The 24634-nt window shown below is 36.0% G+C and carries 30 protein-coding genes, 1 pseudogene and 1 riboswitch; of the genes and pseudogenes, 20 read left to right on the top strand and 11 right to left on the bottom strand.

The genetic code is table 11. The annotated features are described in order from the left end of the window. Positions 1-23 precede the first annotated feature (23 nt). Positions 24-164, bottom strand: coding sequence for a hypothetical protein (locus GMB29_RS04955; RefSeq protein WP_227551704.1), 141 nt, complete (start codon positions 162-164; stop codon positions 24-26). A gap of 214 nt (positions 165-378) precedes the next feature. On the opposite strand from GMB29_RS04955, the gene GMB29_RS04960 reads away from it, so the two are divergent. Together GMB29_RS04960 and GMB29_RS26890 are read left to right on the top strand one after the other, a co-directional pair. Beyond that, on the top strand, positions 379-684 hold the full coding sequence (locus GMB29_RS04960; protein ID WP_136355173.1) for a hypothetical protein: 306 nt from the start codon (positions 379-381) through the stop codon (positions 682-684). 80 nt (positions 685-764) lie between these two features. After that, positions 765-1118, top strand: a complete 354-nt coding sequence (locus GMB29_RS26890; protein ID WP_196305223.1) for a hypothetical protein — start codon at positions 765-767, stop codon at positions 1116-1118. A gap of 549 nt (positions 1119-1667) precedes the next feature. On the opposite strand, the gene GMB29_RS04970 is transcribed toward GMB29_RS26890, so the two are convergent. The 4 genes from GMB29_RS04970 to GMB29_RS04985 all read right to left on the bottom strand — a co-directional run bounded on the left by GMB29_RS04970 (position 1668) and on the right by GMB29_RS04985 (position 4498). Next, positions 1668-2555 (bottom strand): ClpXP adapter SpxH family protein, encoded by an 888-nt coding sequence (locus tag GMB29_RS04970; protein ID WP_136355171.1) that lies wholly within the window; start codon positions 2553-2555, stop codon positions 1668-1670. After that, the gene (locus GMB29_RS04975) at positions 2539-2973 is read right to left on the bottom strand and encodes a globin domain-containing protein (protein WP_136355169.1); all 435 of its coding nucleotides are present in this window, start codon (positions 2971-2973) and stop codon (positions 2539-2541) included. The genes GMB29_RS04970 and GMB29_RS04975 overlap by 17 nt, the downstream gene beginning before the upstream one ends. Positions 2974-3266: 293 nt before the next feature. Continuing rightward, positions 3267-3902, bottom strand: coding sequence for a lytic transglycosylase domain-containing protein (locus tag GMB29_RS04980; protein WP_136355279.1), 636 nt, complete (start codon positions 3900-3902; stop codon positions 3267-3269). 11 nt (positions 3903-3913) lie between these two features. Next, positions 3914-4498 (bottom strand): CYTH domain-containing protein, encoded by a 585-nt coding sequence (locus GMB29_RS04985; protein WP_136355167.1) that lies wholly within the window; start codon positions 4496-4498, stop codon positions 3914-3916. Positions 4499-4652: 154 nt separating this feature from the next. On the opposite strand from GMB29_RS04985, the gene GMB29_RS04990 reads away from it, so the two are divergent. The 4 genes from GMB29_RS04990 to GMB29_RS05005 all read left to right on the top strand — a co-directional run bounded on the left by GMB29_RS04990 (position 4653) and on the right by GMB29_RS05005 (position 7829). Then, a complete protein-coding gene (locus tag GMB29_RS04990) occupies positions 4653-5030 on the top strand; it encodes a UPF0738 family protein (RefSeq protein ID WP_136355165.1) in 378 nt (125 codons plus the stop codon). Positions 5031-5397: 367 nt separating this feature from the next. Next, complete coding sequence (locus GMB29_RS04995) at positions 5398-6033, top strand: GTP diphosphokinase (protein WP_136355163.1); 636 nt, start codon at positions 5398-5400, stop codon at positions 6031-6033. Positions 6034-6099: 66 nt separating this feature from the next. Further along, positions 6100-6909 carry an NAD kinase gene (locus GMB29_RS05000; protein ID WP_136355161.1) on the top strand — a complete coding sequence of 270 codons (810 nt, stop codon included), beginning with the start codon at positions 6100-6102 and terminating at the stop codon, positions 6907-6909. A gap of 14 nt (positions 6910-6923) precedes the next feature. Beyond that, positions 6924-7829, top strand: a complete 906-nt coding sequence (locus GMB29_RS05005; protein WP_136355159.1) for an RluA family pseudouridine synthase — start codon at positions 6924-6926, stop codon at positions 7827-7829. 111 nt (positions 7830-7940) lie between these two features. Here the strand turns inward: GMB29_RS05005 and prpE are convergent, their stop codons facing one another. Both prpE and GMB29_RS05015 read right to left on the bottom strand, forming a co-directional pair. Then, the gene (gene prpE / locus GMB29_RS05010; protein WP_136355158.1) at positions 7941-8669 is read right to left on the bottom strand and encodes a bis(5'-nucleosyl)-tetraphosphatase PrpE; all 729 of its coding nucleotides are present in this window, start codon (positions 8667-8669) and stop codon (positions 7941-7943) included. Positions 8670-8755: 86 nt separating this feature from the next. Then, complete coding sequence (locus GMB29_RS05015) at positions 8756-9931, bottom strand: FtsW/RodA/SpoVE family cell cycle protein (RefSeq protein WP_136355277.1); 1176 nt, start codon at positions 9929-9931, stop codon at positions 8756-8758. Between the two features lie 365 nt (positions 9932-10296). Between GMB29_RS05015 and mgtE the strand changes: the two genes are divergently transcribed. From mgtE to fabI, 11 genes and pseudogenes are all read left to right on the top strand, one after another. Next, on the top strand, positions 10297-11664 hold the full coding sequence (gene mgtE / locus GMB29_RS05020) for a magnesium transporter (protein WP_136355156.1): 1368 nt from the start codon (positions 10297-10299) through the stop codon (positions 11662-11664). Positions 11665-11787: 123 nt separating this feature from the next. After that, complete coding sequence (locus GMB29_RS05025) at positions 11788-13635, top strand: monovalent cation:proton antiporter family protein (RefSeq protein ID WP_136355154.1); 1848 nt, start codon at positions 11788-11790, stop codon at positions 13633-13635. Positions 13636-13879: 244 nt separating this feature from the next. Further along, positions 13880-13989, top strand: a riboswitch (TPP riboswitch). A 318-nt stretch (positions 13990-14307) separates the two neighbouring features. After that, complete coding sequence (locus tag GMB29_RS05030; protein ID WP_196305224.1) at positions 14308-14901, top strand: thiamine phosphate synthase; 594 nt, start codon at positions 14308-14310, stop codon at positions 14899-14901. Positions 14902-14912: 11 nt separating this feature from the next. After that, positions 14913-16031, top strand: coding sequence for a glycine oxidase ThiO (gene thiO / locus GMB29_RS05035; protein WP_136355148.1), 1119 nt, complete (start codon positions 14913-14915; stop codon positions 16029-16031). 4 nt (positions 16032-16035) lie between these two features. Further along, the gene (thiS, locus tag GMB29_RS05040) at positions 16036-16239 is read left to right on the top strand and encodes a sulfur carrier protein ThiS (protein ID WP_136355146.1); all 204 of its coding nucleotides are present in this window, start codon (positions 16036-16038) and stop codon (positions 16237-16239) included. Positions 16240-16243: 4 nt separating this feature from the next. Further along, entirely contained in the window at positions 16244-17011 is a 768-nt protein-coding gene (locus GMB29_RS05045; protein ID WP_136355144.1) for a thiazole synthase, read from the top strand. Beyond that, a complete protein-coding gene (locus GMB29_RS05050; protein ID WP_136355142.1) occupies positions 17011-18027 on the top strand; it encodes a thiazole biosynthesis adenylyltransferase ThiF in 1017 nt (338 codons plus the stop codon). The genes GMB29_RS05045 and GMB29_RS05050 overlap by 1 nt, the downstream gene beginning before the upstream one ends. Further along, a pseudogene (locus GMB29_RS27205) lies at positions 18017-18172 on the top strand (bifunctional hydroxymethylpyrimidine kinase/phosphomethylpyrimidine kinase); the annotation flags it as partial. The gene GMB29_RS05050 and the pseudogene GMB29_RS27205, both read left to right, overlap by 11 nt. Before the next feature lie 390 nt (positions 18173-18562). Then, positions 18563-19051 (top strand): thiamine phosphate synthase, encoded by a 489-nt coding sequence (locus tag GMB29_RS05060; RefSeq protein ID WP_319941510.1) that lies wholly within the window; start codon positions 18563-18565, stop codon positions 19049-19051. Next, positions 18972-19136, top strand: a complete 165-nt coding sequence (locus GMB29_RS27590; protein WP_235883153.1) for a hypothetical protein — start codon at positions 18972-18974, stop codon at positions 19134-19136. Before GMB29_RS05060 ends, GMB29_RS27590 begins: the two co-directional genes overlap by 80 nt. 71 nt (positions 19137-19207) lie before the next feature. Further along, positions 19208-19981 carry an enoyl-ACP reductase FabI gene (fabI, locus tag GMB29_RS05065; RefSeq protein ID WP_136355140.1) on the top strand — a complete coding sequence of 258 codons (774 nt, stop codon included), beginning with the start codon at positions 19208-19210 and terminating at the stop codon, positions 19979-19981. Between the two features lie 63 nt (positions 19982-20044). Here fabI and GMB29_RS05070 read toward each other — a convergent pair whose 3' ends face one another. Next, positions 20045-20998, bottom strand: coding sequence for an EAL domain-containing protein (locus tag GMB29_RS05070; RefSeq protein WP_136355138.1), 954 nt, complete (start codon positions 20996-20998; stop codon positions 20045-20047). A 389-nt stretch (positions 20999-21387) separates the two neighbouring features. On the opposite strand from GMB29_RS05070, the gene GMB29_RS05075 reads away from it, so the two are divergent. Further along, entirely contained in the window at positions 21388-21891 is a 504-nt protein-coding gene (locus GMB29_RS05075) for a CotO family spore coat protein (RefSeq protein ID WP_136355136.1), read from the top strand. Positions 21892-22049: 158 nt separating this feature from the next. Here GMB29_RS05075 and GMB29_RS05080 read toward each other — a convergent pair whose 3' ends face one another. From GMB29_RS05080 to GMB29_RS05090, 3 genes are all read right to left on the bottom strand, one after another. Then, positions 22050-22448, bottom strand: a complete 399-nt coding sequence (locus GMB29_RS05080; RefSeq protein ID WP_155443836.1) for a CotY/CotZ family spore coat protein — start codon at positions 22446-22448, stop codon at positions 22050-22052. A gap of 163 nt (positions 22449-22611) precedes the next feature. After that, complete coding sequence (locus tag GMB29_RS05085; protein WP_136355132.1) at positions 22612-23088, bottom strand: CotY/CotZ family spore coat protein; 477 nt, start codon at positions 23086-23088, stop codon at positions 22612-22614. A 294-nt stretch (positions 23089-23382) separates the two neighbouring features. Next, positions 23383-23604, bottom strand: a complete 222-nt coding sequence (locus GMB29_RS05090) for a hypothetical protein (RefSeq protein WP_136355130.1) — start codon at positions 23602-23604, stop codon at positions 23383-23385. A gap of 329 nt (positions 23605-23933) precedes the next feature. On the opposite strand from GMB29_RS05090, the gene GMB29_RS05095 reads away from it, so the two are divergent. Continuing rightward, positions 23934-24284: a DUF1360 domain-containing protein gene (locus GMB29_RS05095; protein ID WP_136355128.1), complete on the top strand. Its 351-nt coding sequence runs from the start codon at positions 23934-23936 to the stop codon at positions 24282-24284. A gap of 109 nt (positions 24285-24393) precedes the next feature. Further along, entirely contained in the window at positions 24394-24519 is a 126-nt protein-coding gene (locus GMB29_RS27595; protein ID WP_264766591.1) for a hypothetical protein, read from the top strand. Positions 24520-24634: the final 115 nt, after the last annotated feature.

The raw sequence follows: 24634 nt of genomic DNA on the forward strand, positions 1-24634 counted from the left end.
TGGAAAACAGCCTTTTATTTAAATTAAAAACCTTTAAATGTTTTTCGATGATTGACAAGGTAAAGAGTAATGAAAATTGAGATGAATAATAAAGGAGATGTAATATAGAGCGGTAAAAGATTCATGAAACCTAGTAAATTAACAAAAAACAATCCTAATGTCATCGTTATGCCGAGTAAAATCCATTTCACGTTATATGCACACCTTCCTTAGGGCTATTTACTATTTTATATGAAGATGGATGTCCGCTTATGTATAGGGTTAAATGGATTCATATTATACTGCTTTAAAAAACAACGTTTTTATCAGTAAACTAGTCCAATTCACATTCTTAAGTTTGAATATACTGCAAGTAACAAAATGAAAGGGGGAGAGTATATGAGCTCACCATGGTTTCCAAATAGAAATGAAAACAATAGCCGTTCAAAAGCAGATAGTGATTCAAAAGCAAGAGCAGATGTTGATTTCGAAAATGAAAATGATGTAGATACGGATGTAGATAGTGATAACAAATTAAAAAACACTGATAAAAATCTTAACCAAGCAAAGGCAAATGCTAAGATTTTTAACAGTGGGAACGCTAATGTTGATATTGATATTGATGTGGATTCTGATTCAAAAGCTAGAGTTCGTTCGCGTGCTGAAGCTGATCAAGATCAAGAACAGGAACAAAACCAAGACTAATTTCTTATCAGTTTTTTAAATGGCTGGAGGTATTATTGCTTAATAATACCTCTAATTGAGTCTTTGAGAAGAGGGGTTAAATGGAAAACGAGAATAAAAATCGCTCATTTAACTATTTCGATAGTTTAATGAGATCAAAGGAAAGTTCTTTTAACAATAATCGATCTAAACTATCTTCTTCTGTTGATCATAGTGGAAATTCAGATGTAGATGTTAATGTAAATATTCAAGTGGATACGATGCCAATTGCATTTTCATTGCTATGTTTATCATTTGCTAATAAACAATTAACTCGTCAGGAATTTGAATCGGCAGTTGAAAATCTAGTTGAGGTGACAAATCGTTACAAAGAATCTGATCGGAAAATTGAGAGAGAATCAAAAGTCAAATTATTTAATAAAGACAAGAGTAATAGAATATGGGGAAGATATTAATTAATATATCTTCTTCCTATTGCATACATATACACTTTTAGATCTAAATAAAGACTTTTATTCAGTCTATCTAAAGTCAGGTAGAGATTCTAACTTAGTGTATCAACATGCTTCAATAAGCATTGATTTTAGTATATCGGGTTGAAAAAAGCATTATTTCATTATGTTAAAACATTCGTGAGTGCATAATAGTAAATAATCTTACGTAATCATTTCAGTAATAAAGCGCTTATCATTGTTACATTTTTGTGAAAAGCATATTTAGTACTTGTCAAAACTCGACATAATTTGATATATTATAGATGTGAAATTAATCACATACAAACATTTACCCCTTTGTTTGACCGTGAAAAATTTCTCCCATCCCCTTTGTTGTCGTTAAGACATAAGAAAAAGACCTTGTACTTTGTACAAGGTCTTTTTGTGCTTTTCTTTTGTTAAGAATGAAGTTCACATAGAGCTAGATTAGTTAATTGATATTCTACTCAAAGAAAACAAAGCTGTAAAATGGGCCAATTCAATTTTGAATTGGCCCTCGTAATAATTCTGTCAATAATGATTCTTAATATATCTCCAAAAAGTACCATACTTAGCTTGAATTCTTTCAACTGTTTGTGAAAGGACAAGTTTCTTTAGTTCTTTTTCAACCTCAGCAAGTGTCTTATTATATACGGTAGCAATTTCAGTTGATGAGACGAATTGATAATGTTGTAAAAAGATTTCCAATGGAGGTGTATGTGATGGTTTCATTGTATCTCCAATTAATTCTTGCAAAACTTGGACGTATAACTCATAAGAATAAAGACCGGTTATTTTTAATCCTAACTCTTCAACATCTTCACTGAAAAATGCAAGGGTTGGGATTTCTTGTACTTCCATTTCCGATGTGATTTTTAAGTCACATTGTAATGCTTTTGCAGAACTTTGTGAATGAAGATCCTTTTTAAATTCTTCAACATCCAATCCAACCTGTTCAGCAATGTTAATTAACATTGTTTTATCCGAGACGTTTTGGCTCTCAATAAATAATTGTTCCTGTAACTTTCGTAAATAAAGCAATCCGGCACGTCTGCCTTGTAATTCAGCAGATTTTATTGCTAATGATGCCGTATATGGAGTGGCAATTGGATTTTTCAACCAAATATCACCATCACAAGACATTCCTGTTCGACCAGCTGTTTGTTCCCATGCTTGTGCAAGCTTTTCAGGACGTTTTCTTTTAGTAATATTTAATGTAGCAAGATTTCCACTAATGATATGTCTTAATGTAAAAAAGCGTCCATATTCAATTTGCAGTTTTTTAATAATGGGCTCTAAAGCCCAACATTCCGGGCATAATGGATCCACAAACATATAAATTTCTAATGGTTTTTTAGGATGCCCGCTACAATGTGAGAAAAATAGAGAAGTGTCCTTTTTCTCACGATTGGTTACCATAGTCACTTACCTCTTTTCTACCTTTGCTAGTATCGTCAACTTCTGCAGTATTCACCATATGATGAGCAGTTAGCTGCAGGCGATGAAGAAGAAATTCTTTTAATTCAGCCTGTAGTCCAACTTCATTCATAGCTTCTTTCATACAGCTGATCCAAGCATTTGCCCTTGAGGGTGTAATCGGGAACGGAAGATGCCTTGCTCTTAACATAGGATGACCATGTTCCTCAGTATAAAGTTGAGGTCCACCTAAATATTGAGTGAGAAATTGTTTCTGCTTTCGAGCAGTTTCTGTAAAGTCATCGGGAAAGATTGGAGCTAACAAAGGATGTTTTTGTACTTTTCCATAGAAGGAATCAACAAGGTGTGAAAGTGTTTCTTCGCCTATCGCCTCATATGGTGTTAAGTTTTGATTCGTCATGTTGATAACTCCTTTTTTGTTTTGCATTATGAACTGGATCTATAAAAATTTCAATTAGTGTGTATAGAATAATGACTGATTAGTAGAAAAATTATTTATTTTCACCATTGCTCATGCAATGTATATTTATTTTAACAAGCGTAACTATATATCTCAAACAAACAGCTCTAACTAGTACATATTTAGTCCTATTATATGTTTACGACAGGTATGTATGAAAGAAAAGGGATGCATGATTCTACCAGAGAAAGCAGTGTTTTGTATTCACAAAAAAGCCAATCATTATAGATTGGCTATACTTGATAAGTTGATGTGATTTTTCTTACATAGTTTTGAGTTTCTTTAAATGGAGGAATTCCGCCGTACTTATCAACATTCCCAGGTCCAGCATTGTATGCTGCTAAGGCTAGTGGAACATCTCCATTGTAACGAGTTAGCATTTGTTTTAAGTATTTTGTCCCGCCTTCAACGTTTTGGGCTGGATCAAGGGGGTCCGAGACTCCGAGAGATCGAGCTGTTGCAGGCATGAGCTGCATTAATCCCATAGCGCCTACAGGGCTTTTTGCTGTTGGTTTAAATCCGGATTCTTGCTGAATGACAGCGCGAATTAGTTTTTCATCAATTCCATATTTTTCAGCCGTAGAGCTTATAATCTCATCCAAGCTTCCATTTGAAATTGGAGCTGTTGATTTTACGTCTAAGGAAGATTGTTCCACTGTAGAGGTGGAATTCCTCATCATTTTTGAAAGAACATCCATTGAAGGTGTAGATTGTTTAGATAATTTGTCCTCAGTAGATGTGTTTAAAAATGACTGCAATAAGTCTTTAAAATCTGTTTCGAAAACAGACGTTTTATTTTCGTCTGATTGATTATCAAAATTTTGCAATGCTTGCAGCTCTAATAATGTTTTATAGTAATTCATTTTTATATCCACAGATCTCACCCCATTTCATTGTATTTTTGCTCATAAAACCGGCGGATTTTATTTTTTGTATGACGAACGGGGATGTCTAGATTTTTTAATAGTTCAGCAAAAGCAATTTTCCCAGTATCTTCGTCTTGTACTTCATATTCAAGTTCGAAATCCTCTACTGATAAATATCGGCTATGATCAAGGACAAGTAAACCGTTACGGTACTTTTTTTCAGCACGAGATGTTGTAAGTGTTCCAAAATAAGACAACGTGTTAGCATCTACACCTAAATGTAAAAGCCTTTCGACTATTTGTCCAGCTTTTATTTTTCCTGTTTTGATCATGGCAAAAGTTTCTTCTTCTGTAATCAATTGATGTGTTTCTAATAGCCCAATATTTGCTGGTTCTTTTAACGTGACAACAAATTGTTCTTCTTTTTTTCTAATTCTTAGAGCAGATCCAAGTTCTTTTAAAGAAAACTGCGGAGTATCGAAATAATGATTTTCTTGCAAAATAAATTCTTTATCCTCGATTTGAAAAGCAGCTTTCACTTTATGAAATTCTGCTTCAGTAAGTAAATTCTTAAATTCTATCTCAATTTCCTGTGACATAATAAAATTCCTCTCGTTTTGTATGCCTGTCGGGGCAGAACAGTCGTTTCCGCTTTTCTTTATTATCTCCTGAATTAAAACAACTCGCAATGTTATCATAGGAGTTTTTTATATGGTAAAATAATCTTGGATTGTGTAATGGAAGGAGATTTTTATGAATAAAAGAATTGAATTAACTGAAGCGGTAATTGATAATAATCAGCTTGTTTTAAAGCCTGTTTCTTTGCCAACAGGTCTTGAAAATTTAGTAGCAAAGGGACAGATGCTGGTTGATTCGGATCAATTGGCTTTTATCTATATTTTAGAAACAGCTGATGAATTTGTCTATGCTGGTTTACCACATACAATATGGACAAACTTAAAGGAAGCAAAAGATAAACAATTAGATGTGATTGCAAAAATAAACGAACAAGAAATACGATTAGTTGATTTCTTTGATGAATTAGAATATTTATTAGAAAATATTAAGGGAAATGCCAACTATGGGGAAGATATGGAGAAGAAAGTTGTCGAGTTATTTTCTTTAAAATAATGGCTCTTTTCTAAGAAATTGGTTGTTTTTAAAACAGAAACTATTTAAGGTTGATTGGAGCAGATTGCGAAAGCGAGCAGCTCTCGCTGCAATCAACCGTACCGCACTACTTGGTAAATAGCAACAAAGTTTGCGAAAACAGCCAAAATAATAGATCAATCTATTTTTGAAAACGAAAGGACAATAAGTATACCAATCTTTAGTGTCGAGCTCCACCTCCTAGCCCCGAAGATCAGGACATTCTAGTACAGTTACTGCGATTAACATTTCGTCTCTGATCCAATGCTTCATATGCCTATCGGGGCTGAAAAAGGTACGCTTGCTTTTGCGTAAGTGTACAATGTGGGATGGAATAAGGGGGATTTATATGCAAAACAATCACTGGAAATCATTTTTAGCTCCTTACAATCAAGCAGTTGACGAACTAAAAATAAAATTAAAAGGGATACGATCTCAATATGAATTACAACATTCGCATTCACCGATCGAATTTGTAACAGGCCGGGTAAAACCAATTGCAAGTATACTAGATAAAGCGAAGCGCAAAGGGATTCTGATGGAAAACCTAGAAAAAGATATGCAGGATATTGCCGGAATCCGAATGATGTGCCAATTTGTAGATGATATTCGAGTAGTCGTCAACATGCTAAAAAGTAGAAATGATCTAGAAATCATAGAGGAACGAGATTATATTACGAGTAAAAAGGAAAGCGGATATCGATCCTATCATGTTGTGGCCAGTTATCCTGTGCAAACAATAACGGGTGAGAAGAAAATACTTGTTGAAATTCAAATTCGTACGTTATCAATGAACTTTTGGGCAACGATTGAACATTCGATAAATTATAAATATAGCGGTAATATACCTGATGATATAAAAATTCGATTAAAACGTGCTGCTGAGGCTGCTTATTCTTTAGATGAAGAAATGTCTCAAATTAGGGGAGAAATACAAGAAGCACAAGTTATTTTTTCAATGAAAACGGATAAGAAACATACATAATTGCAGTCATGTCATGTTAATTCTTATGGATAAAACATGAATCTAAAAATAAAGGGGAATAAATATATGAAGTTTGCCATTTCATCAAGGACTGATTCGAATTCAAACTCAATTATGCAAAAGATGAAAACCTATTTATTAGATTTTCAATTAGAATATGATGAAGATCAACCGGACATTGTTATATCTGTTGGTGGGGATGGTACCCTTCTATATGCATTTCATCGATATCGGAGCAGATTAGATAAAACAGCATTTATTGGCGTACATACAGGGCATCTAGGGTTTTATGCAGATTGGGTCCCTGATGATATTGAAAAGCTAGTAATTGCGATTGCGAAAACTCCATACTCTATCGTTGAATACCCAATTTTAGAAGTGATCATCCGCCATAATGACGGCGGGCGTGAGGCAAGATATTTAGCACTGAACGAGTGTACCGTTAAAAGTATTGAAGGGACGCTTGTGATGGATGTTGAAATTAAAGGACAGCCATTTGAAACATTCCGAGGCGATGGGCTGTGTATGTCTTCTCCATCAGGAAGTACTGCTTATAATAAAGCATTAGGTGGAGCAATTCTTCATCCTTCTATTCGTGCAATTCAAATAGCGGAAATGGCATCAATCAATAATCGGGTATTTCGTACAATTGGTTCACCGCTAATTTTGCCAGAACATCATACATGTATGTTAAAGCCAGTGAATGATGTGGATTTTCAGATTACGATTGATCATTTAACACTTTTGCATAAAGATGTAAAATCAATTCAATGTCGAGTCGCTAGTGAAAATGTAAGGTTTGCCCGTTTTAAACCATTTCCATTTTGGCGAAGAGTACGTGACTCCTTTGTAGGCGATTTTGAACGTAATAAGTAGAAAGGTTTTTGATCATGACATTATTTCAACTTCAATGGACGATCACAAAGAAGGACGCTGGAAAGCTTGTGTTGGATTTTATTAAAGAAAAGAAAATCTCGAAACGAGCATTAACAGATATTAAATTCAATGGTGGAGATATCCTCGTTAATGCGGTTCATGTTACCGTTCGTTACAATCTTAAGGAAGATGATGTTCTTACTGTTATTTTTCCAAAAGAAGAAAGAGGAGGAGGACTTGTAGCTGATGATGTCCCTTTTACAATTGTGTATGAGGATGATCATTGCTTAGTAGTTGATAAACCGCCATATGTTCCCTCTATCCCGTCTCGGGAACATCAAAAAGGTACGTTAGCAAATGGATTAATCAACTATTATCAACAACAGCAAATTCCTTCAACGATTCATATTGTTAATCGATTAGATAAGGATACTTCAGGTTTGATGCTTGTTGCAAAGCATCGATTTGCTCATTCCTTGTTTTCAGATCAGCAAAAGAAAAAGGACATTCATCGTACATATGAAGCGATTGTTCATGGCGTGATCGATCAGCAAAATGGAACAATTGTCAAGCCGATCGGCCGTAAAAAAGACAGTATCATTGAGCGGGAAGTTTGTGAAGATGGTCAAGAAGCAGTTACACATTTTCAAGTACTGAATTCTTTTGAAAACAAAACACATGTAAAATTAGTTCTCGAAACTGGCCGAACACACCAAATTCGGGTTCACCTTTCATCAATTGGACATCCATTATGCGGTGATACATTATACGGTGGAGATGAGACTGAAATTAAACGACAAGCACTTCATAGTTCCCACCTTTCATTTCTGCATCCATTGTTAGAAAAAGAGTTTCAGTTTTCAGCACAGCTGCCAAATGATATGAAAAGATTAATTCATGAAGACCCACTACGAAAGTAAGTGGGTTTTTTACTATTTAAACCCTAACTAAAGTTGCAAGTCTCAGGGTTATAGTTATCCGCTGCCATAAGTAGTTGATGTGCATGTACAGCCAGAATGCATGAAGGTTGCTTATCTAAATCTTGATTCATCATAAGGTAAGGTGGAATCTACAGACATTAGCTCATCTTCTGGATAACGATAGGCAGTCAGTTTATTACCAAAAACAGCTCCTGTATCAATATTTATTGTTTGATTTGTACGTTTTGGTTCTTTGATCGGTGTATGACCATAGACAATAAATGCTTTTCCTTTGTAATGCTGTGCCCAATCACGACGTACAGGTGTACCATCTGGATTTGTTTTGCCTGTAATATCGCCATATAATACGAATGTTTTTACAGCGTTTCCCATCTTTCCTATGTAATCTTCGCGAATTCCTGCATGTGCTACAATTAACTTTCCATTATCAACAACTTGGTAAAGTGGTGCTGACTCGTAAAGCCAAATAAACTTCTTTTTTATCTCTTCTTGCTGACTGTTAGTAAGTGCATCATACTCAGCAACCGTTGTTTCAAGTCCATGTGTGACTTGCACCTTATTTCCTAAAAAATAACGGTAAAGTTTGTTGCAATGGTTTCCTGGTGAATAAAAAGCTTTCTTTTCTTTTATCAGACGATAAACAACCTCAATTACTTTTAAGGAGTTAGGTCCACGATCTGTTAAATCACCAACAAATGAGAGTTTTCGATTGTTAGGATGAACCGGAATCCCTGACGACCAATCATACCCAAGCTTTTTCGTTAACGCCTCAAATTCAGCAAAACATCCATGGATATCACCAACAACATCAATATTCATTGACTCACCTCATTATAAAATGGACTAATCTCCGGTTAAACGGGTTCAGTCAAAAAAAGGTACCCATTTAATAGGGTACCATCTTTTTAGTCAAACATGTATTTTCTTGTACGTGATCGGACATTTAGGACGATTCCGATAGCGACCATATAGGTTGCGAGCGAGCTGCCTCCATAGCTTACAAAAGGCAGTGGAAGACCTGTGATTGGGAGTAAACCGATTGTCATCCCAATGTTTTGGAAAACTTGGAATGTAATCATACCTATTACACCCGTACATAAATAGCTGCCAAATGGATCATTGCTTTCTAATGAAATATGAATCATTCGATAAATTAATAAGAAGAAGAGTGAAACAACAATACTCCCTCCGATAAATCCAAATTGTTCAGAGATAATGGCAAAGATAAAGTCAGTATGTGCCTCTGGTAGATAAACTTCTAGATTTTGATAGCCTTTTCCAATTAGTTCACCTGAGCCAATTGCAAGTAAAGATTTTACAAGTTGGAAACCTTGTTCTCCTGCATATTCAAATGGATTTAACCAGCCATAAAATCTGCTAAGCTGATATTCTTGTCCGCCCAATATATATTTAAGGAAAAAATCAGGAAATTTAATAAAAATAAATATACCAGTACCCATCACAGTAACAACGGAAATAACAGCTGTTAAAATAATACGCCATTTAATTCCTGATACTAAAATGAGTGAACCAATAATCGCACAAAATACCATTGTCATCCCCATATCGGGCTGTCTTACTAAAAGAAGGACCGGAGGAGCTGCAGCTGCTGCTATCTTTCCTATTAAAATAAAATCATCTTTTACAGTATTTCTTGAGTATTTTTCACGATGATCAGCAATAATTTTACTCAGTACGATAATCATAAAGATCTTCATTAGTTCTGATGGCTGGAAGTTACCAAGAGGTCCAAGTTTATACCAACTTGTTGCACCCTTAATCGTTTGAACAATTGGAGCAGGTAATATTTCGAGACCAAGTAACAGTAAGAGCCCAAAGCCATATAAATACCATGAGAGCTGTTTAAAGCGATCATAGTCAATAAGCATTGTCATGGCAACAGCAAATATACCTATTACGTACCACTGTATTTGTTTAAGTGAGAAATTTATACTTTGCAGAGTTTCTGGTAAGGTCAATTCTGCACTTTTAATCGCAACTGTACTTACAATTGCTAATAAAAACATAATAAATATTAATGTATAATCTATTTGTTGTTGAGGGGATTTTTCATTTGTCATATTCGATCCCTTTCTAATCTTATAGGTTGAAGATAATATCTTTGTCATTGTATCATTAACCATCTTAATCAAATGTGAACAATTTGCAAAGAATCATTTATACTCATTGGTCATTCACCAAATTACTTTTTTAAAAAGGATTTATTAGGTTCTTGTAAATAAGCAAAATTTTTCATACCAATGTTATTGAATTAATTGTAAAGTTCTACTGTTATCATATAGAATATTATCGTATAAATAAGGAATTGTGCAATATGTAGAATGATCGATAAAATTGTCGAATGCAATAGACATTTCTCTATTTTACATGAATAAGTTATTTTTTAAATAACTAAATTATTACATCTGAGAGGAGGAGGCTAAACATGTCTGATGAAAGAGAAAAACTAGAATTGGAAGAGGAAGCATTGCTTTCTGCTTTATCAAGTCATAGTGTGGATGAATTTCGTAAGATTTACTTAGAGCTTCATCCATATGATCAGGCAAAGTTTTTTGTGAAACTAGATGAGCACGACAGGTCAACCTTGTATACATACCTCTCTCCAGAAGAAATGGCTGCTGTCTTTGAGAATATTAAAGATGAAGATGATCAATATGAGACGTATTTATCTGAAATGGATCCCACATTTGCCGCAAATATGCTTGGACAAATGTATGCAGATGATGCAGTAGATGTTTTAAATGAACTGAATAAGGACCAGGTTGCAAGTTATTTAACGATTATGGATGATGAGGCAGCTGAAGAAATTAGAGAGCTCCTTCATTATGAGGAGTATACGGCAGGAAGTATTATGACGACCGAGTATATCTCCATTCACGCCAATCAAACCGTTCATTCTGCAATGCAAATATTAAAAAATGAAGCACCTAATGCTGAAACCATCTATTACATCTATGTTATTGACAAGGATAAAAAACTTGTTGGAGTGATCTCCCTTAGAGATTTAATCATCAATGAACCAGATGAAATGATTTCCGAGGTAATGAATGAACGTGTGTATTCTGTTAGTGTAGCGGAGGATCAAGAAGAAGTTGCCAGGAAAATGAAGGACTATAACTTTTTAGCTGTACCTGTTATTGACTTTCAAGGGCATTTACTCGGAATCATTACTGTTGATGATATTGTTGACGTCATTGATGAAGAAGCGAGTGATGATTACTCGAAGCTTGCAGCGATCTCTGATGTAGATTCAAATGATCGTGGACCATTAACAGCGGCAAAAAAACGACTTCCATGGCTGATTATTCTCTTGTTTTTAGGGATGTTTACTGCAAGTCTAATCGGAAGATTTGAGGAAACACTAGATAAAGTAGCGATATTAGCTGTTTTTATCCCGTTAATTGCGGGTATGGCAGGTAATACTGGTACCCAGGCATTAGCTGTAGCTGTTAGAAGAATTGCAGTCGGTGATTTAGAAGATCAAAGTACGATTAAAATGATTGTAAGAGAAGCTGGAACCGGCCTCATTACAGGAACAATCTGCGGGGTAGTGGTTACATTGATTGTTTTTATTTGGCAGGAAGATATTTTTTTAGGATTATTAGTAGGCATATCCATTCTAGCCACATTAACGGTAGCAACTATTGCAGGTGCTTTTATCCCGCTCATTATGCATCGGTTAAAAGTTGACCCTGCTGTTGCTTCAGGCCCTTTTATTACAACTATTAATGACATTATAAGCATATTAATCTATTTTGGAATGGCTACTTTGTTTATGCAGTACTTGATTTAGGAAATTGCCAGGAAAATTTCATAGCTGTGATTTCGCCGGAATAGCATATGTTTTTTGAGATCGATGATATATCTTGAAATTCGCCGATAAGGCCATTTAGCTTTTCTTAAGAGGAGGGATTTGATGCATGGAGCATCTGTTACATCATTAGTTATTGTTATTCTCGCAGCCTTTATTACTCCGATTTTGTTACATCGTTTTAAAATGAATTTTATGCCTGTTGTTGTGGCTGAAATTATTGTCGGATTAATTATAGGGAAAAGCGGATTCGATATTGTATCACAGGATATGTGGCTTGAAACATTGTCAATGCTCGGCTTTATTTTCTTGATGTTTTTGAGTGGGCTTGAAATTGACTTTTCCGCTTTCGCGAAAGGAAAAAAGAAGGAAAAGCTTCCATCTGGAAAAGATGCTCCAAATACATTTGCTGTAGCATCGATCGTCTTTGCTGGTATTTTTGTCCTTTCCTTATTGCTTTCATATCTCTTTGTCCTGATTGGGTTAATAGACAACGCGTTTTTAATGACGCTTATTATCTCAACTATTTCTCTTGGGGTAGTGGTGCCGACTTTAAAAGAAGGTGGCATCATGAATTCAAATATCGGCCAGATTATTTTACTAGTCGCTGTCATTGCTGATTTGGTCACTATGATTTTGCTAGCAGTATTTGCATCAATTTACGGTGGAGGAGATAGTAATACATGGCTGTTATTAATTCTATTTGCTGCAGGTGTATTACTTTATTTCTTAGGAAAATCGTTTAAGCATCGCTCGTTTATTGAAACGATGTCAAAGGGAACAATTCAGATCGGTACTCGTGCTGTATTTACGCTTATTATTGTTTTGGTAGCCATCTCTGAAACAATCGGTGCTGAGAATATTCTTGGAGCATTTTTAGCAGGTGTTCTTGTCTCGTTATTATCACCAAATAAGGAAATGGTACAGAAGCTTGATTCGTTCGGTTATGGGTTTTTAATCCCGATTTTCTTTGTGATGGTTGGAGTAGACTTAGATATTTGGGCATTGTTTAAAGATCCGAAAATCTTTTTATTAATTCCTTTACTATTGATTGCACTTTTAATTTCTAAAATCATACCAATATTCTTCTTGAAACGCTGGTATGATCTCAAAACAACACTTGCATCAGGATTTCTCTTAACTTCAACACTTTCATTAGTGATTGCCGCCGCAACGGTTGGTGAACGTATGGAGATTATTACTCCTGAAATTTCGGGAGCTCTTATTTTAGTTGCAGTCATAACAAGTATTTTTACGCCGATTTTCTTTAAAAAGCTCTTCCCAAAACATAAAACAGAACAGGCGAAAATTAAGGTTGCATTTATTGGAGCAAATCAAACATCCTTACCTGTTACTAGAGAGCTAAACCCCGAATTATATGAAACAATTGTCTTTCATACACAGCAAGATAAAATCGATAAGCAAATCGCTGAATCTATGTTTGAAATAAAAGAAATCACTGATTTTGAAGTGGAAACATTAAAAGAACAACATGCATTTGATGTGGACCTCATCGTTGTGGCAACAGGTGATGAACAAAGAAATGCTGATATTGCTTTGTTTGCAAAAGAAGAGGAAGTGAATCGAATCATTGCAAGCGTTGCTTCCCCAGAATTAGATATGAAACTGAAAGAGCACGGTATTGATGTGTTTTCTACATTACTTTCTACAAAAACGATGCTTCGAGCACTCATTGAAGCTCCAGGTGTGATGAAGATCTTAACAAATCAGGAATCAATGCTGTATCAAATCAACTTAAGCAACGCGAAATATAACAACATTTTACTTCGAAATTTCCCGTTTACAGGCGATATTATTTTTGTGCGAATCTTCCGTGGAAAGGATTCCATAGTCCCGCATGGAGATACTGATCTGAAAGTTGGGGATCGTCTCATTGTGACAGGATCAAGAGAGTATGTGAAGGAGTTAAAACGTGAGCTTGAGCTTAGATAACAACTTTTACTCTTGAAAGTTATTAATCATTTGGTATGATAGAGATATGAGAAAAGCGGATGCGCCTTGTTCAGCCTCAGGCAAATAAGACGCGCATGAATAGAAGGCGTTCTTTGCCTTCAATTCATGAGTGGCTTATGATCTCGAGGCAGTCAATAACGCGACATCCTGTCGCATTGACTGCACTTGCACGTCCTGTGCTTCGGGGCTGCGGCGCAGGAGCTAGACAAAAAACTTAATAATGATTAACCGCTAGGGGAGCCCTATAGTATGGGCTGAGATTAAAGTGCTTCTTTAAGACCCTTATAACCTGATCTGGTTCATACCAGCGTAGGGAAGTGGATACGGCATATTTATAACTATGTGTATAAACCACTTTCTTATTTTGGAAAGTGGTTTTTTGTTTTTGGTTTAGACTTTCTTCTAAGAGATTGTTGCTTTTAGAACGAAAAAACTATTTAAGGTTGATTGGAGCAGATTACGAGACTCCTGCGGGTGCAGCGGGACAGGTGAGACTCATGCAGGCGTTTACGCCGAGGAGGCTCACCGCCCGCCCCACGGTCATCGTGCATCTCTCGCTGCAATCAACCACACTGCACTACTTGGTAAATACCAACAAAGTATGAGAAAACAGCCTTATTTTAAAAAAATCATTAAATCAAGGTGAGAAAAGTGGAAATTCATGTAATTACAGATGGAAAACAGACAGTGGAAGATGTGACTGCCCGTATTTTAATGATTCACAAACAAGCAGACTTTATCCACATTCGTGAAAAATCAAAACCTGTTTCTGAAATTCTGAAAATTGTCGCAATATTAATTGATGGCGGTGTGCCAAGACGTAAGCTTGTAATCAATGACCGACTTGATGTCGCATTACTTAATCAAATTCCTAATGTGCACTTACCAGGGCATAGCTTTCCAATCGAAAGAGTGAGGGAATTTGAACCTGCATTAAGGATTGGCCGCTCAGTTCATTCTCTTGAAGAGGCGATGGAATGTGAAAGAGCGGGAGCAGATTATGTATTGTTTGGTCATGTGTTCGCAACTGAGTCAAAAGCAGCTTTATTGCCACGCGGAGTAAAGCAATTAGCTGACATATGTCAACATATCCAAATTCCAGTGATTGCGATTGGCGGGATCGTTCCGGATACCATTCCAAAGTTAAAAGGCATAAAAGTGAGTGGAGTTGCTGTTATGTCATATGTTATTGGAAGTGAGCATCCTGCTCGTGCCATACAGAATATAAAAGCGAGTTTTGCCTAAGGAGGAATACCATGAACAAACAATATGAGGTAGGAATAATCGGCGGTGGCATCATTGGTCAATCAATTGCCTATCACTTAGCAAAAGAAGGTGTTTCTGTCCTAGTCTTAGAAAGTCATAAAATCGGCACAGGGGCAACAAGTGCTGCAGCTGGTATGCTTGGAGCGAATTCTGAGCTTGAAAAAAATGACGCTTTTTATCAATTTGCGAAAGAAAGTCAACGGCTATATCATAGCTTACAATATGAACTTTCAGAACGATCACAGATCAATATTGGGCTTGTTGATAAAGGGATGTATAAAATCGCCATGAATGATGATGAAGCTGATTCTTTAAAAGAAGCAGCAAGCTACTATAAGTCAGTAGAATGGCATGAAAAAGAGATGGTGCTTGAACATGAATCAACCCTTTCAACGAGTATTAAAGGGGCATTATACATAAAAGAGGATGGTCATGTCTCACCACTACATGTTTGTGCAGCATTTTCAAAGTCTGCTAGTTTACTAGGAGCAACAATTTTAGAAAATTCACCTGTACATGCTATTAAAAAAACGTCAAAGAATGGCTATACGTTATCAACTCCACGAGCTGATTTTAGTGTTAACAAAGTCGTGATAGCGAATGGCGTGTGGAGTGGACATTTCTTCAAGCAATTAGGTGTAAATGCAGGAATGAAGCCTGTAAAGGGAGAATGTCTTTCTGTTAAAAGCAGCGAAATAAGTTTAGAAAAAACGATCTTTTATGACCATTGTTATATCGTCCCGAAAGGGGATGGAAGAATCGTTATCGGCGCAACAATGGTTGAAGATGATTGGAGTACAGCACCGACAATTGGAGGAATCCAGTCGCTTATTGAAAAAATAACACCGATCATGCCAAGCATTGCTTCCTCACAGCTACATGAAACTTGGTCAGGGTTGAGGCCACAATCACATGATGGAAAGCCATATATTGGCCAGCATCCGAATGGAGAACACATTTATTTTGCAACAGGCCATTATCGCAATGGTATCCTTTTAGCACCGAAGACAGGTGAGATGGTAAGGGATCTTATTCTAGGCAGACAACAAAATGAGGATTATATCAATACGTTTTCAATAGTTAGACCACAATTGCAAGCAATGAGGTGAAAGTATGACCATTAAATTAAATGGTGAATTAGTAGAGTTAAGTTTTGATGTAGGGACGATTCAACAATTACTAGCATTCTATCAATTAGAAGATCGCTTAGTCATTGTTGAGCATAATCGAGAAATTATATTAAAAGATCATTACGAGTCAACTCCGTTACAAAACGGTGATGAGGTTGAACTCGTACATTTTGTAGGAGGAGGATGATTTTATGTTAAAAATAGCTGACAAAACATTTCAATCAAGATTATTATTAGGTACAGGAAAATACCCTTCATTTAATATTCAAAAGGAAGCTGTTGCACAGTCTGAGTCTGAAATCTTAACGTTTGCAGTACGAAGAATGAATATTTTTGAGCCAACACAGCCAAATTTTTTAGAACAATTGGATGTATCAAAATATACACTTTTACCTAATACTGCAGGTGCGAAAACAGCTGAAGAAGCGGTAAGAATTGCAAAGCTTGCAAAAGCTTCCGGCTTATGTGACATGATAAAAGTAGAAGTCATTGGTGATGACAGATCTTTGCTTCCAGATCCTGTTGAAACATTAAAGGCTAGTGAAATGCTTTTAGAAGAAGGCTTTATTGTTTTACCATACACTTCGGATGATGTTGTATTAGCTAGAAGATTAGAAGAATTAGGTGTCCATGCGATTATGCCTGGTGCATCACCAATTGGATCCGGACAAGGGATCTTGAATCCTTTAAATCTAAGATTTATCATTGAACAATCGAAAGTTCCTGTCATCGTAGATGCAGGTATTGGCTCGCCTTCAGATGCTGCACTTGCAATGGAGCTTGGAGCTGATGGTGTTTTATTAAATACAGCTGTTTCTGCTGCACAGGATCCAGTGAAAATGGCCATTGCGATGAAGCTAGCAATTGAAGCTGGTCGATTAGGCTATGAGGCTGGAAGAATTCCTAAAAAAGAATATGCAACAGCGAGCAGCCCGACAGAGGGAATGATGACAAGTTAATGGAACGTTATTCACGACAAATATTATTTTCTCCAATTGGCGAGTGCGGTCAAGAAAAGATCAAAAATAAGCATGTGTTAATTGTCGGCGCAGGTGCGCTAGGAACAGCAAATGCAGAAATGATCGCAAGGGCGGGAATCGGGAAATTAACGATTATTGACCGTGATTATGTGGAATGGAGCAATTTGCAAAGACAGCAGCTTTATATTGAGGATGATGCGATTAATCGGATTCCAAAGGCGATTGCTGCAAAAACACATTTACATGAGATCAATTCTGAAGTTGAGGTACAAGCATTTGTAGAGGATGTAACATCAGCAAATATTGAAGGCTGGATCAATGGTGTCGATGTCATTGTAGATTCTACTGATAACTTTGACACAAGACTTTTAATCAATGATGTCTCATTAAAGCACAATATTCCATGGATATATGGAGGCTGTGTCGGAAGCTATGGTCTTTCTTTTACCGTTATTCCGAATAAAACACCATGTTTGCATTGCCTATTAAAGCATATTCCTTTTAATGGACTAACATGTGATACGGTAGGGGTAATCTCACCAATTGTGAGTATGGTTACATCACATCAAACAACAGAAGTTCTAAAACTACTTGTTGGTGATGAAGAAAACAGACGAAACAAGCTTGTATCATTTGATCTATGGAAAAATCAATATTCATCCATTAATATGGATCGACTAAAAAATGATGCGTGTCCGACATGTGGTACTAACCCAGTCTATCCATATTTAACAGCGGAAAGAGAAACGAAAGCAGCTGTTCTTTGTGGAAGAGATACCGTGCAAATTAGGCCAACGAATGGAATGCAAGTTTCATTTGAAAGCATTTCTGAACGAGTTAAACCCATTGCAGATGCATTTTTAGAAAATCCGTTTTTAATGTCATTTACATTCGGTGATCACCGCATCGTTCTTTTCAAGGATGGTCGTGCACTTATTCATGGAACAAAGGATATTTCTGAAGCGAAAAAGATTTATCATCGTTATGTTGGCTAGAGTTTTGGGGAGTAAAATGGCTGTATATTGTGCCTTAACAATTGCAGGCTCTGATTTGGGCGGAGGTGCAGGAATTCAAGCGGATATAAAAACGTTTAAAGAGGTCGATGTATTTGGAATGACTGCCATTACCGCTATCACGGCGTAAAATGCGCTTCGTGTTTAAGGTGTCTATCCCAAACGGCAGTGGCCACGGTCCAACAAATCATTGGGCATATAATAAAGTGAAAGTATCAAGTTAATGAAATAGACTGACTCTTGCAATCCTGCCTGCATTACTGACTGGTTTATGTCAGAAAGTACGGCAGGAAAACGTAAAGTGTCAGTCTATTTTTTTAGATGAAAATTTGAGTTTGATACGTAAATTCAGCGAGTAAAGGTTGGACGGCACTAAGCCCGGGAAAGTATTTAAACGTAAAAGGAGGAAGTACTGTTGAATATATCTGAGGCATTACGCCTGTATTTTATAATGGGTTTTAGTGAATTGGCGTGATTTTGATCCTGAAAAAACATTAGTTGAGGCGATTAAGGGGGAATTACTCTTTTTCAATATAGGGAAAAGGGTGATGTCTGTTTACAAAGCCAGGAGTACATAGAGTTAGGAAAACGTTTAAGAAAACTTTGTAAGTTGTATAAAGTTCCTTTTATAGTAAATGATGATATTGAGCTTGCCATAGAGCTTTCTGCCGACGACGTTCATATCGGTCAAGATGATGGTGATCCCATTTTGGTAAGGAAAAAGCTTGGACATGATCGCTGGTTAGGGATATCGACACATTCTGTTGCTGAAGCAAATCAAGCAGTAAAGGATGGTGCTGATTATATTGGGGTCGGTCCAATGTTCACTACAAAGACGAAAACTGATGCACAAGCAGTTGTCGGCCCGCACGCAGTTAATAACACAAATAAGAGCATCAGGACTAGCGGAATTACCCATTATCGGAATTGGCGGGATTACCTTAGAGAATGCAGGTTTCGTCTATCAAGCTGGTGCAAATGGTGTAGCGGTTATCAGTTCAATTAGTAAGCAAGGGCACCTAGGGAAGCAGCAGCAGAGTTTCGTAAAGTGTAATCACAACAATTTCTTAAGAAAAACCTATGTAACATAGCACTTTATTATATTTGATGCTATAATTATAACCAGGTACTAATAACTTGTATTAATATTAGGAGGATATATATGAACTTATCACTTAATGGACGTAATATTGTCGTTATGGGAGTAGCAAACAAACGAAGCATCGCCTGGGGGATTGCACGTTCTTTACATACTGCTGGAGCAAGATTAATTTTTACATATGCTGGAGAACGTTTAGAGAAATCTGTTCGTGAATTAGCAGATTCGTTAGAAAGAAACGATTCGATCGTTTTACCTTGTGATGTTACAAATGATGAGGAAATTAAAACTTGCTTCGGGACAATTAAAGAAGAAGTTGGAGCGATCCATGGTGTTGCACACTGTATTGCATTTGCTAACAAAGAAGAGCTGCAAGGAGAATATATGAATACAACACGTGATGGCTTCTTACTTGCACATAACATTAGCTCATATTCACTAACTGCTGTAGCGAAAGAAGCAAGACCGCTAATGACTGAAGGTGGCAGCATTGTGACATTAACTTACCTTGGCGGAGAGCGAGTATTACCAAACTACAACGTAATGGGCGTTGCGAAAGCATCTCTAGATGCAAGTGTAAGATACTTAGCTAGCGATCTAGGAAAAGACGGAATTCGTGTGAATTCAATATCTGCTGGTCCAATCCGTACATTATCTGCAAAAGGAATTAGCGATTTCAATACAATCCTAAAAGAAATCGAAGAACGTGCACCTTTACGTAGAACAACAACACCAGAAGAAATTGGAGATACAGCTTTATTCTTATTTAGTGATCTTTCAAGAGGTATGACTGGTGAAAATCTCCATGTCGATTCTGGCTATCATATTATTGCTTAACCAATGATGGAATGACGATAATAAAAACCTAATCCTTTAAAGGATTAGGTTTTTTCATATTCATTAGTTGATATAATCCTCTGCCTCATTTTTACTTTTTATGATCTTTCCATTCAAAAGACTACTAGCAGGCTGGCGTTTAAGGACAATTCCATTTTGCACAAGGATGATTTCATCGGAAATATCAATCATGACAGATCTCGATTTACTATTTGTTTTAATCAAGCTGATACTTTGTTTCGCAGTGTTCGTTATGGAAGGAATGGGGTTATTTGGCTTGGCTATAAAAAAACCTTGTCCGTAATCAATGCCTAAGTCAATGACCTTTTTGAGTTCAGCTTCTGTTTCGATACCTTCAGCAATGATTTCACTGTTCATTTTCTTGGCAAATGATACAAAGGCTTCTAAGATATTTGATTTTACGTCGTTAGAATCGATTCCTGATATTAATGAACGATCAATCTTTATGTAGTCAGGCATTAATTCAGATATTGATTGTAAAGATGAGTAACCTGCTCCTGCATCATCAATTGCAATTTGAAATCCTTGTTCACGATAATGATGTAAAGCATTCCGAAAAGCGGCAAAGTCATGGATGGCGTTTCTTTCTGTAATTTCAAAAACAATATTATTAGGTTGAAGCCCATAATGATGCAGCAAAGAAATCGTGTGGCCTGGATTAAACTGATGATCATATATTACTTGTGAATTTAAATTTATAAACAATTTTGATCCATTTGACATGCCTTTGCTTTCCTCAAAAGCACGCTCTCTTGCAATCTTTTCCAATGAGTATAAGAATCCTTCTTTTTCTGCATATGAAAACAGATGTGCAGGACGATGAAAAAAACTATGCAGCGGTCCTCGTGATAGTGCCTCAAACCCATATGTTTGCTGACTATGAAAATGAACAATTGGTTGAAAATGAATGGTGAGCTGTTTTTTTTCAAGGATATTCAAAAATTCATCCTTTAAAATTGCTCCTTCATTAGTTGTGTCTGTCTTAACATTGTTCATCGCTTTTCTCCTTTGATATAAAAAAACTGAGAGTTCGTGTTCATTTGTCGTGTTGTTGATTAAAATATTTCTTTTTTTCTACTATTAAATATATGGTAGATATAGGGGGAAATTTTAGTAGGTCAATAAAGTTTTTATGCGTAATTCGACAATAACAAGAAAATGTTAAGTTAGAGTAAATTGAATGTAAAGATTACTTATTTTTATTGAATAGTTAGCTAAAAGCGCTAAAAAACTTGTTCATTGAAGTAGGAACAGCAGATATGTTACATTTTTCATTCGTTTTCATTTGATTGTTTTTGTCATTATTGAAACAAATAGGCACATTACCTAGAACCTTTGCATATCATGTTGAGTGTTCACATTCTTTTGTAATTGGAGGTTATGTAATGAGTAATAAGCAAAAACAAAAGTATCAAATGAAACCTCTTATGTATATTGTTCAACCTGAAAATCAAGATATTAATGTTAACATGCAATCTTTTGTCGTTAAAAAAACTAAGCCTAAATCTTCTGCAACAGTTGCAATTGCAGATGCACCAGTAAAAACCTTACAAAAGGAATTCGATCTTGCTGAAAAAGAAGAAGTTGTTGAAGAGAATAAATTTGCTGGTGTGGAACAACTCGCTCAGGAAGAACCATCTGTCAAACAGTATCGAAAACAAAGAAAACCGTTAACACAAATGAGTGTATTAGAGAAAATTGAGTTCTTTACACATTTGCCGAAAAACATGCCACGAACGTTATGCCAGATTGTAACGACAGAAGAAACGTATCGCGGAGTTATTATGAATGAAGAAAATGAAATGGTAACAATTCGTTCCTTAACACATGCAAAGCCAATAGAAATAAAGATTGACCAAATTAAAGCAATTAATTTATTAGGCTTTTAAATGCTGAGACTTAGAAATTAGTTGGTTAATGCCTCCTTACGTAAGCTCCACTCCCTCGGGGATATAAGCACCGCTCATGAATCAAAGGAAAAGTACACCTTTGATTCATGAGCAGCTTATGCCATTTTAGATCTGAACGAGTTAGTTAGGTCATCAGGCTATTTGACAAGTTTAGGTGATAAGCATTGAATCGCACAGAAGCAAGTTAGATCAACTTCAACACAGTTTCGCGTTTTTACTAGCTTGTGAACATCACATACTTCATGAGCATGTTGACCATGACAATCAAGTGGAAGTAAAAGTTGTAGTGTTGCACAGCAATGACTGATATGTTCTACTCGAAAGAAGTTCGTTTCAAAGCAATTTCCTCCTACATTTCCAAACGCTTTGAAAAGTTTACCTGTTTCAGAGAATAAAACAAACGGGATTGTATCGCCAAGACTTTTCACTGGATTTAGGAGGTTGCTATAACAGCTAGTAGGGCATTTGTCTTTAACGGCTTCTTGCTGTTCTAAAATATTTTCCACAGCATCACATACACAATTTTTATTTTTCATTCTTTCTACCCTCCCATTTAACATTCTTACTATTAATATAAGTATCAATGTGCAAAAAGGTGTTAGGGAATCTGCCTATTTCACGACAAGTAGTGCATGGTTAGATTTAGCGTAACCTTTCACAACTAAAAAAGACTGCCGGTTTCAGCAGTCTTAAGGGTTATTATTTATGATGTTTTCTGTCAACAATGCGGTCTACTAATTCTGGTGATAAGCATTGAATCGCACAGAAGCAATCAAGGTCTACTTCAATACAGAAGTCTGATTTTTCAAGACCAAAGAAGTCTTCATCACAAGGATCTGTTACGCTTTCTGTGTTTCCATTAATATCAACCGGACGAAGTAATGATAATGTTGCACAGCAATCTTTAACTGCTTCTACACGGAAGAAGATTGTTTTAAAGCAAGTCATGTCACCAACAAATCCGCCAACATTACCAAATGCTTTGAACAGTCCGCCTTTTTTGTCACTTAAAATGAAAGGAATTGTATCTCTAGTACCTGCAACAGGATTTAATAAGTTACTAAAGCAACTATTCGGGCATGTGATTTCTTCTACAGCTTCTTGCTCTGCTAAAATTTGTTCAACTGCATCACATACACAGCTATTGTCGCGGTCTCTTTTATCTTTGCAACCCATTTTCAAGTCATCTCCTTAATAATTAATAATTATTTGACTTTAGTCCTTAACAGATTATGTGGGTATTGGGTAGTTGGTGTGGGTATATGTCTATTCTTGTTCAATCATTTAAAAAGAATTTGGGTATATGATTAAGGGGAGGTAGAAGAAATAGAAGTAGGACAACCTATAGGTTATACGGTGCTTCTAAACATATGAATGGGTAAAGGAATAAAATAGCAGGGGAACATGCCCCCTGCAAAGAAATCTTATCATTAAAAAATTGACAAAAAACTATAAGTTTTAATCGGGTAATTAAAGTGTATCTACTTGTTTTAATAGGTGATGTATTTCTTGTGCAGCACGGTTGCTATCTGTAATCGTTAGATCGACTAATTTCTCTATTAGTTGTACGATTAATGTCACTGTTTCAGATGAAAAATATTCTGTAGCATTCTCCTGTGATTCAACATGTTCTTTTTCAGTTGATTCGTGGTCTAAAAAGATAGTAGCCCAAGCATATGGTGTTGCTTTCATTGTTTTGTCCTCCTTTAAATTTCCTACTATACATCTAATTTTGTATAAGACTAACATCATATTAAATAGGGATTCAGTATGGAACTATAAATCTGATAAAAATGTGGGATCCTTTACTTGTATATAATGCTTAATCACGAGCTTTTGTATAAGTCAAACATACAATTTTACACCTAATTTTTCAGCAAATTGTCTAATAAGGCCATCTTGATAAAAGATTAGCCATATATGTAAAATCTAAAAAATTTGCTAAAGGAAATATATCCATCATCATAATTCGGTAATCTTTTCATAATGTATAAGGATGATTATGTAGAGGGGTGGAGGAGATGACTACTTGGTTGCAAATCATCATCTTTGCATTCGCTTCTTTTCGTTTAACGAGACTTATTGTTTTTGATAAGATTACCGCATTTATTCGCAGCCCATTCCATAAAGAAGTTGAACAGAAAGATGATGATGGTGTTGTTGTAGTGTTTTTAGAAATTAAAGGAAAGGGATTAAGAGCATGGATTGGGGAGCTATTAAGCTGTTACTGGTGTACAGGAATGTGGTGCTCAGCATTTTTATATGGAGCATGGATTTTTTGGCCTCAAGGAGCAGAGCCCCTTATCCTTATTTTGGCTATAGCTGGTGCTGCTGGAATGATTGAAACAGTTGTGATGAAACTAATAGATTAGGCAATTAACATAGAAACAATTTTAATCTTACACATACTATGAGATAAAGACGCTGATATTCTTTTACCAGGTTAAGTACAAGAGAAATAATTGGAAGGTGGGATATGAAATGAAAAGAGTAAACATGAATCCTTCCCAAAGACAAACAGATTCAAATCAATCAAAGCCTAGTTTAGAGAAACAAAAAAATGTTAAAAAAAGAGGCTGTGGCTGCGGGAAAAAAAGACGTTCATAGAATAAATATAAAAATGGATTGAATGGTCAGTTTATATAATCGTTTTAACAAAGTGATTAATAGAAAATTAGAAAGACCTGAAGAGTAGAAGGGTGTTTTGGTGTAAAGAGAATGG

Source organism: Metabacillus sediminilitoris, from assembly GCF_009720625.1.
Classification (GTDB): Bacteria; Bacillota; Bacilli; order Bacillales; family Bacillaceae; genus Metabacillus; species Metabacillus sediminilitoris.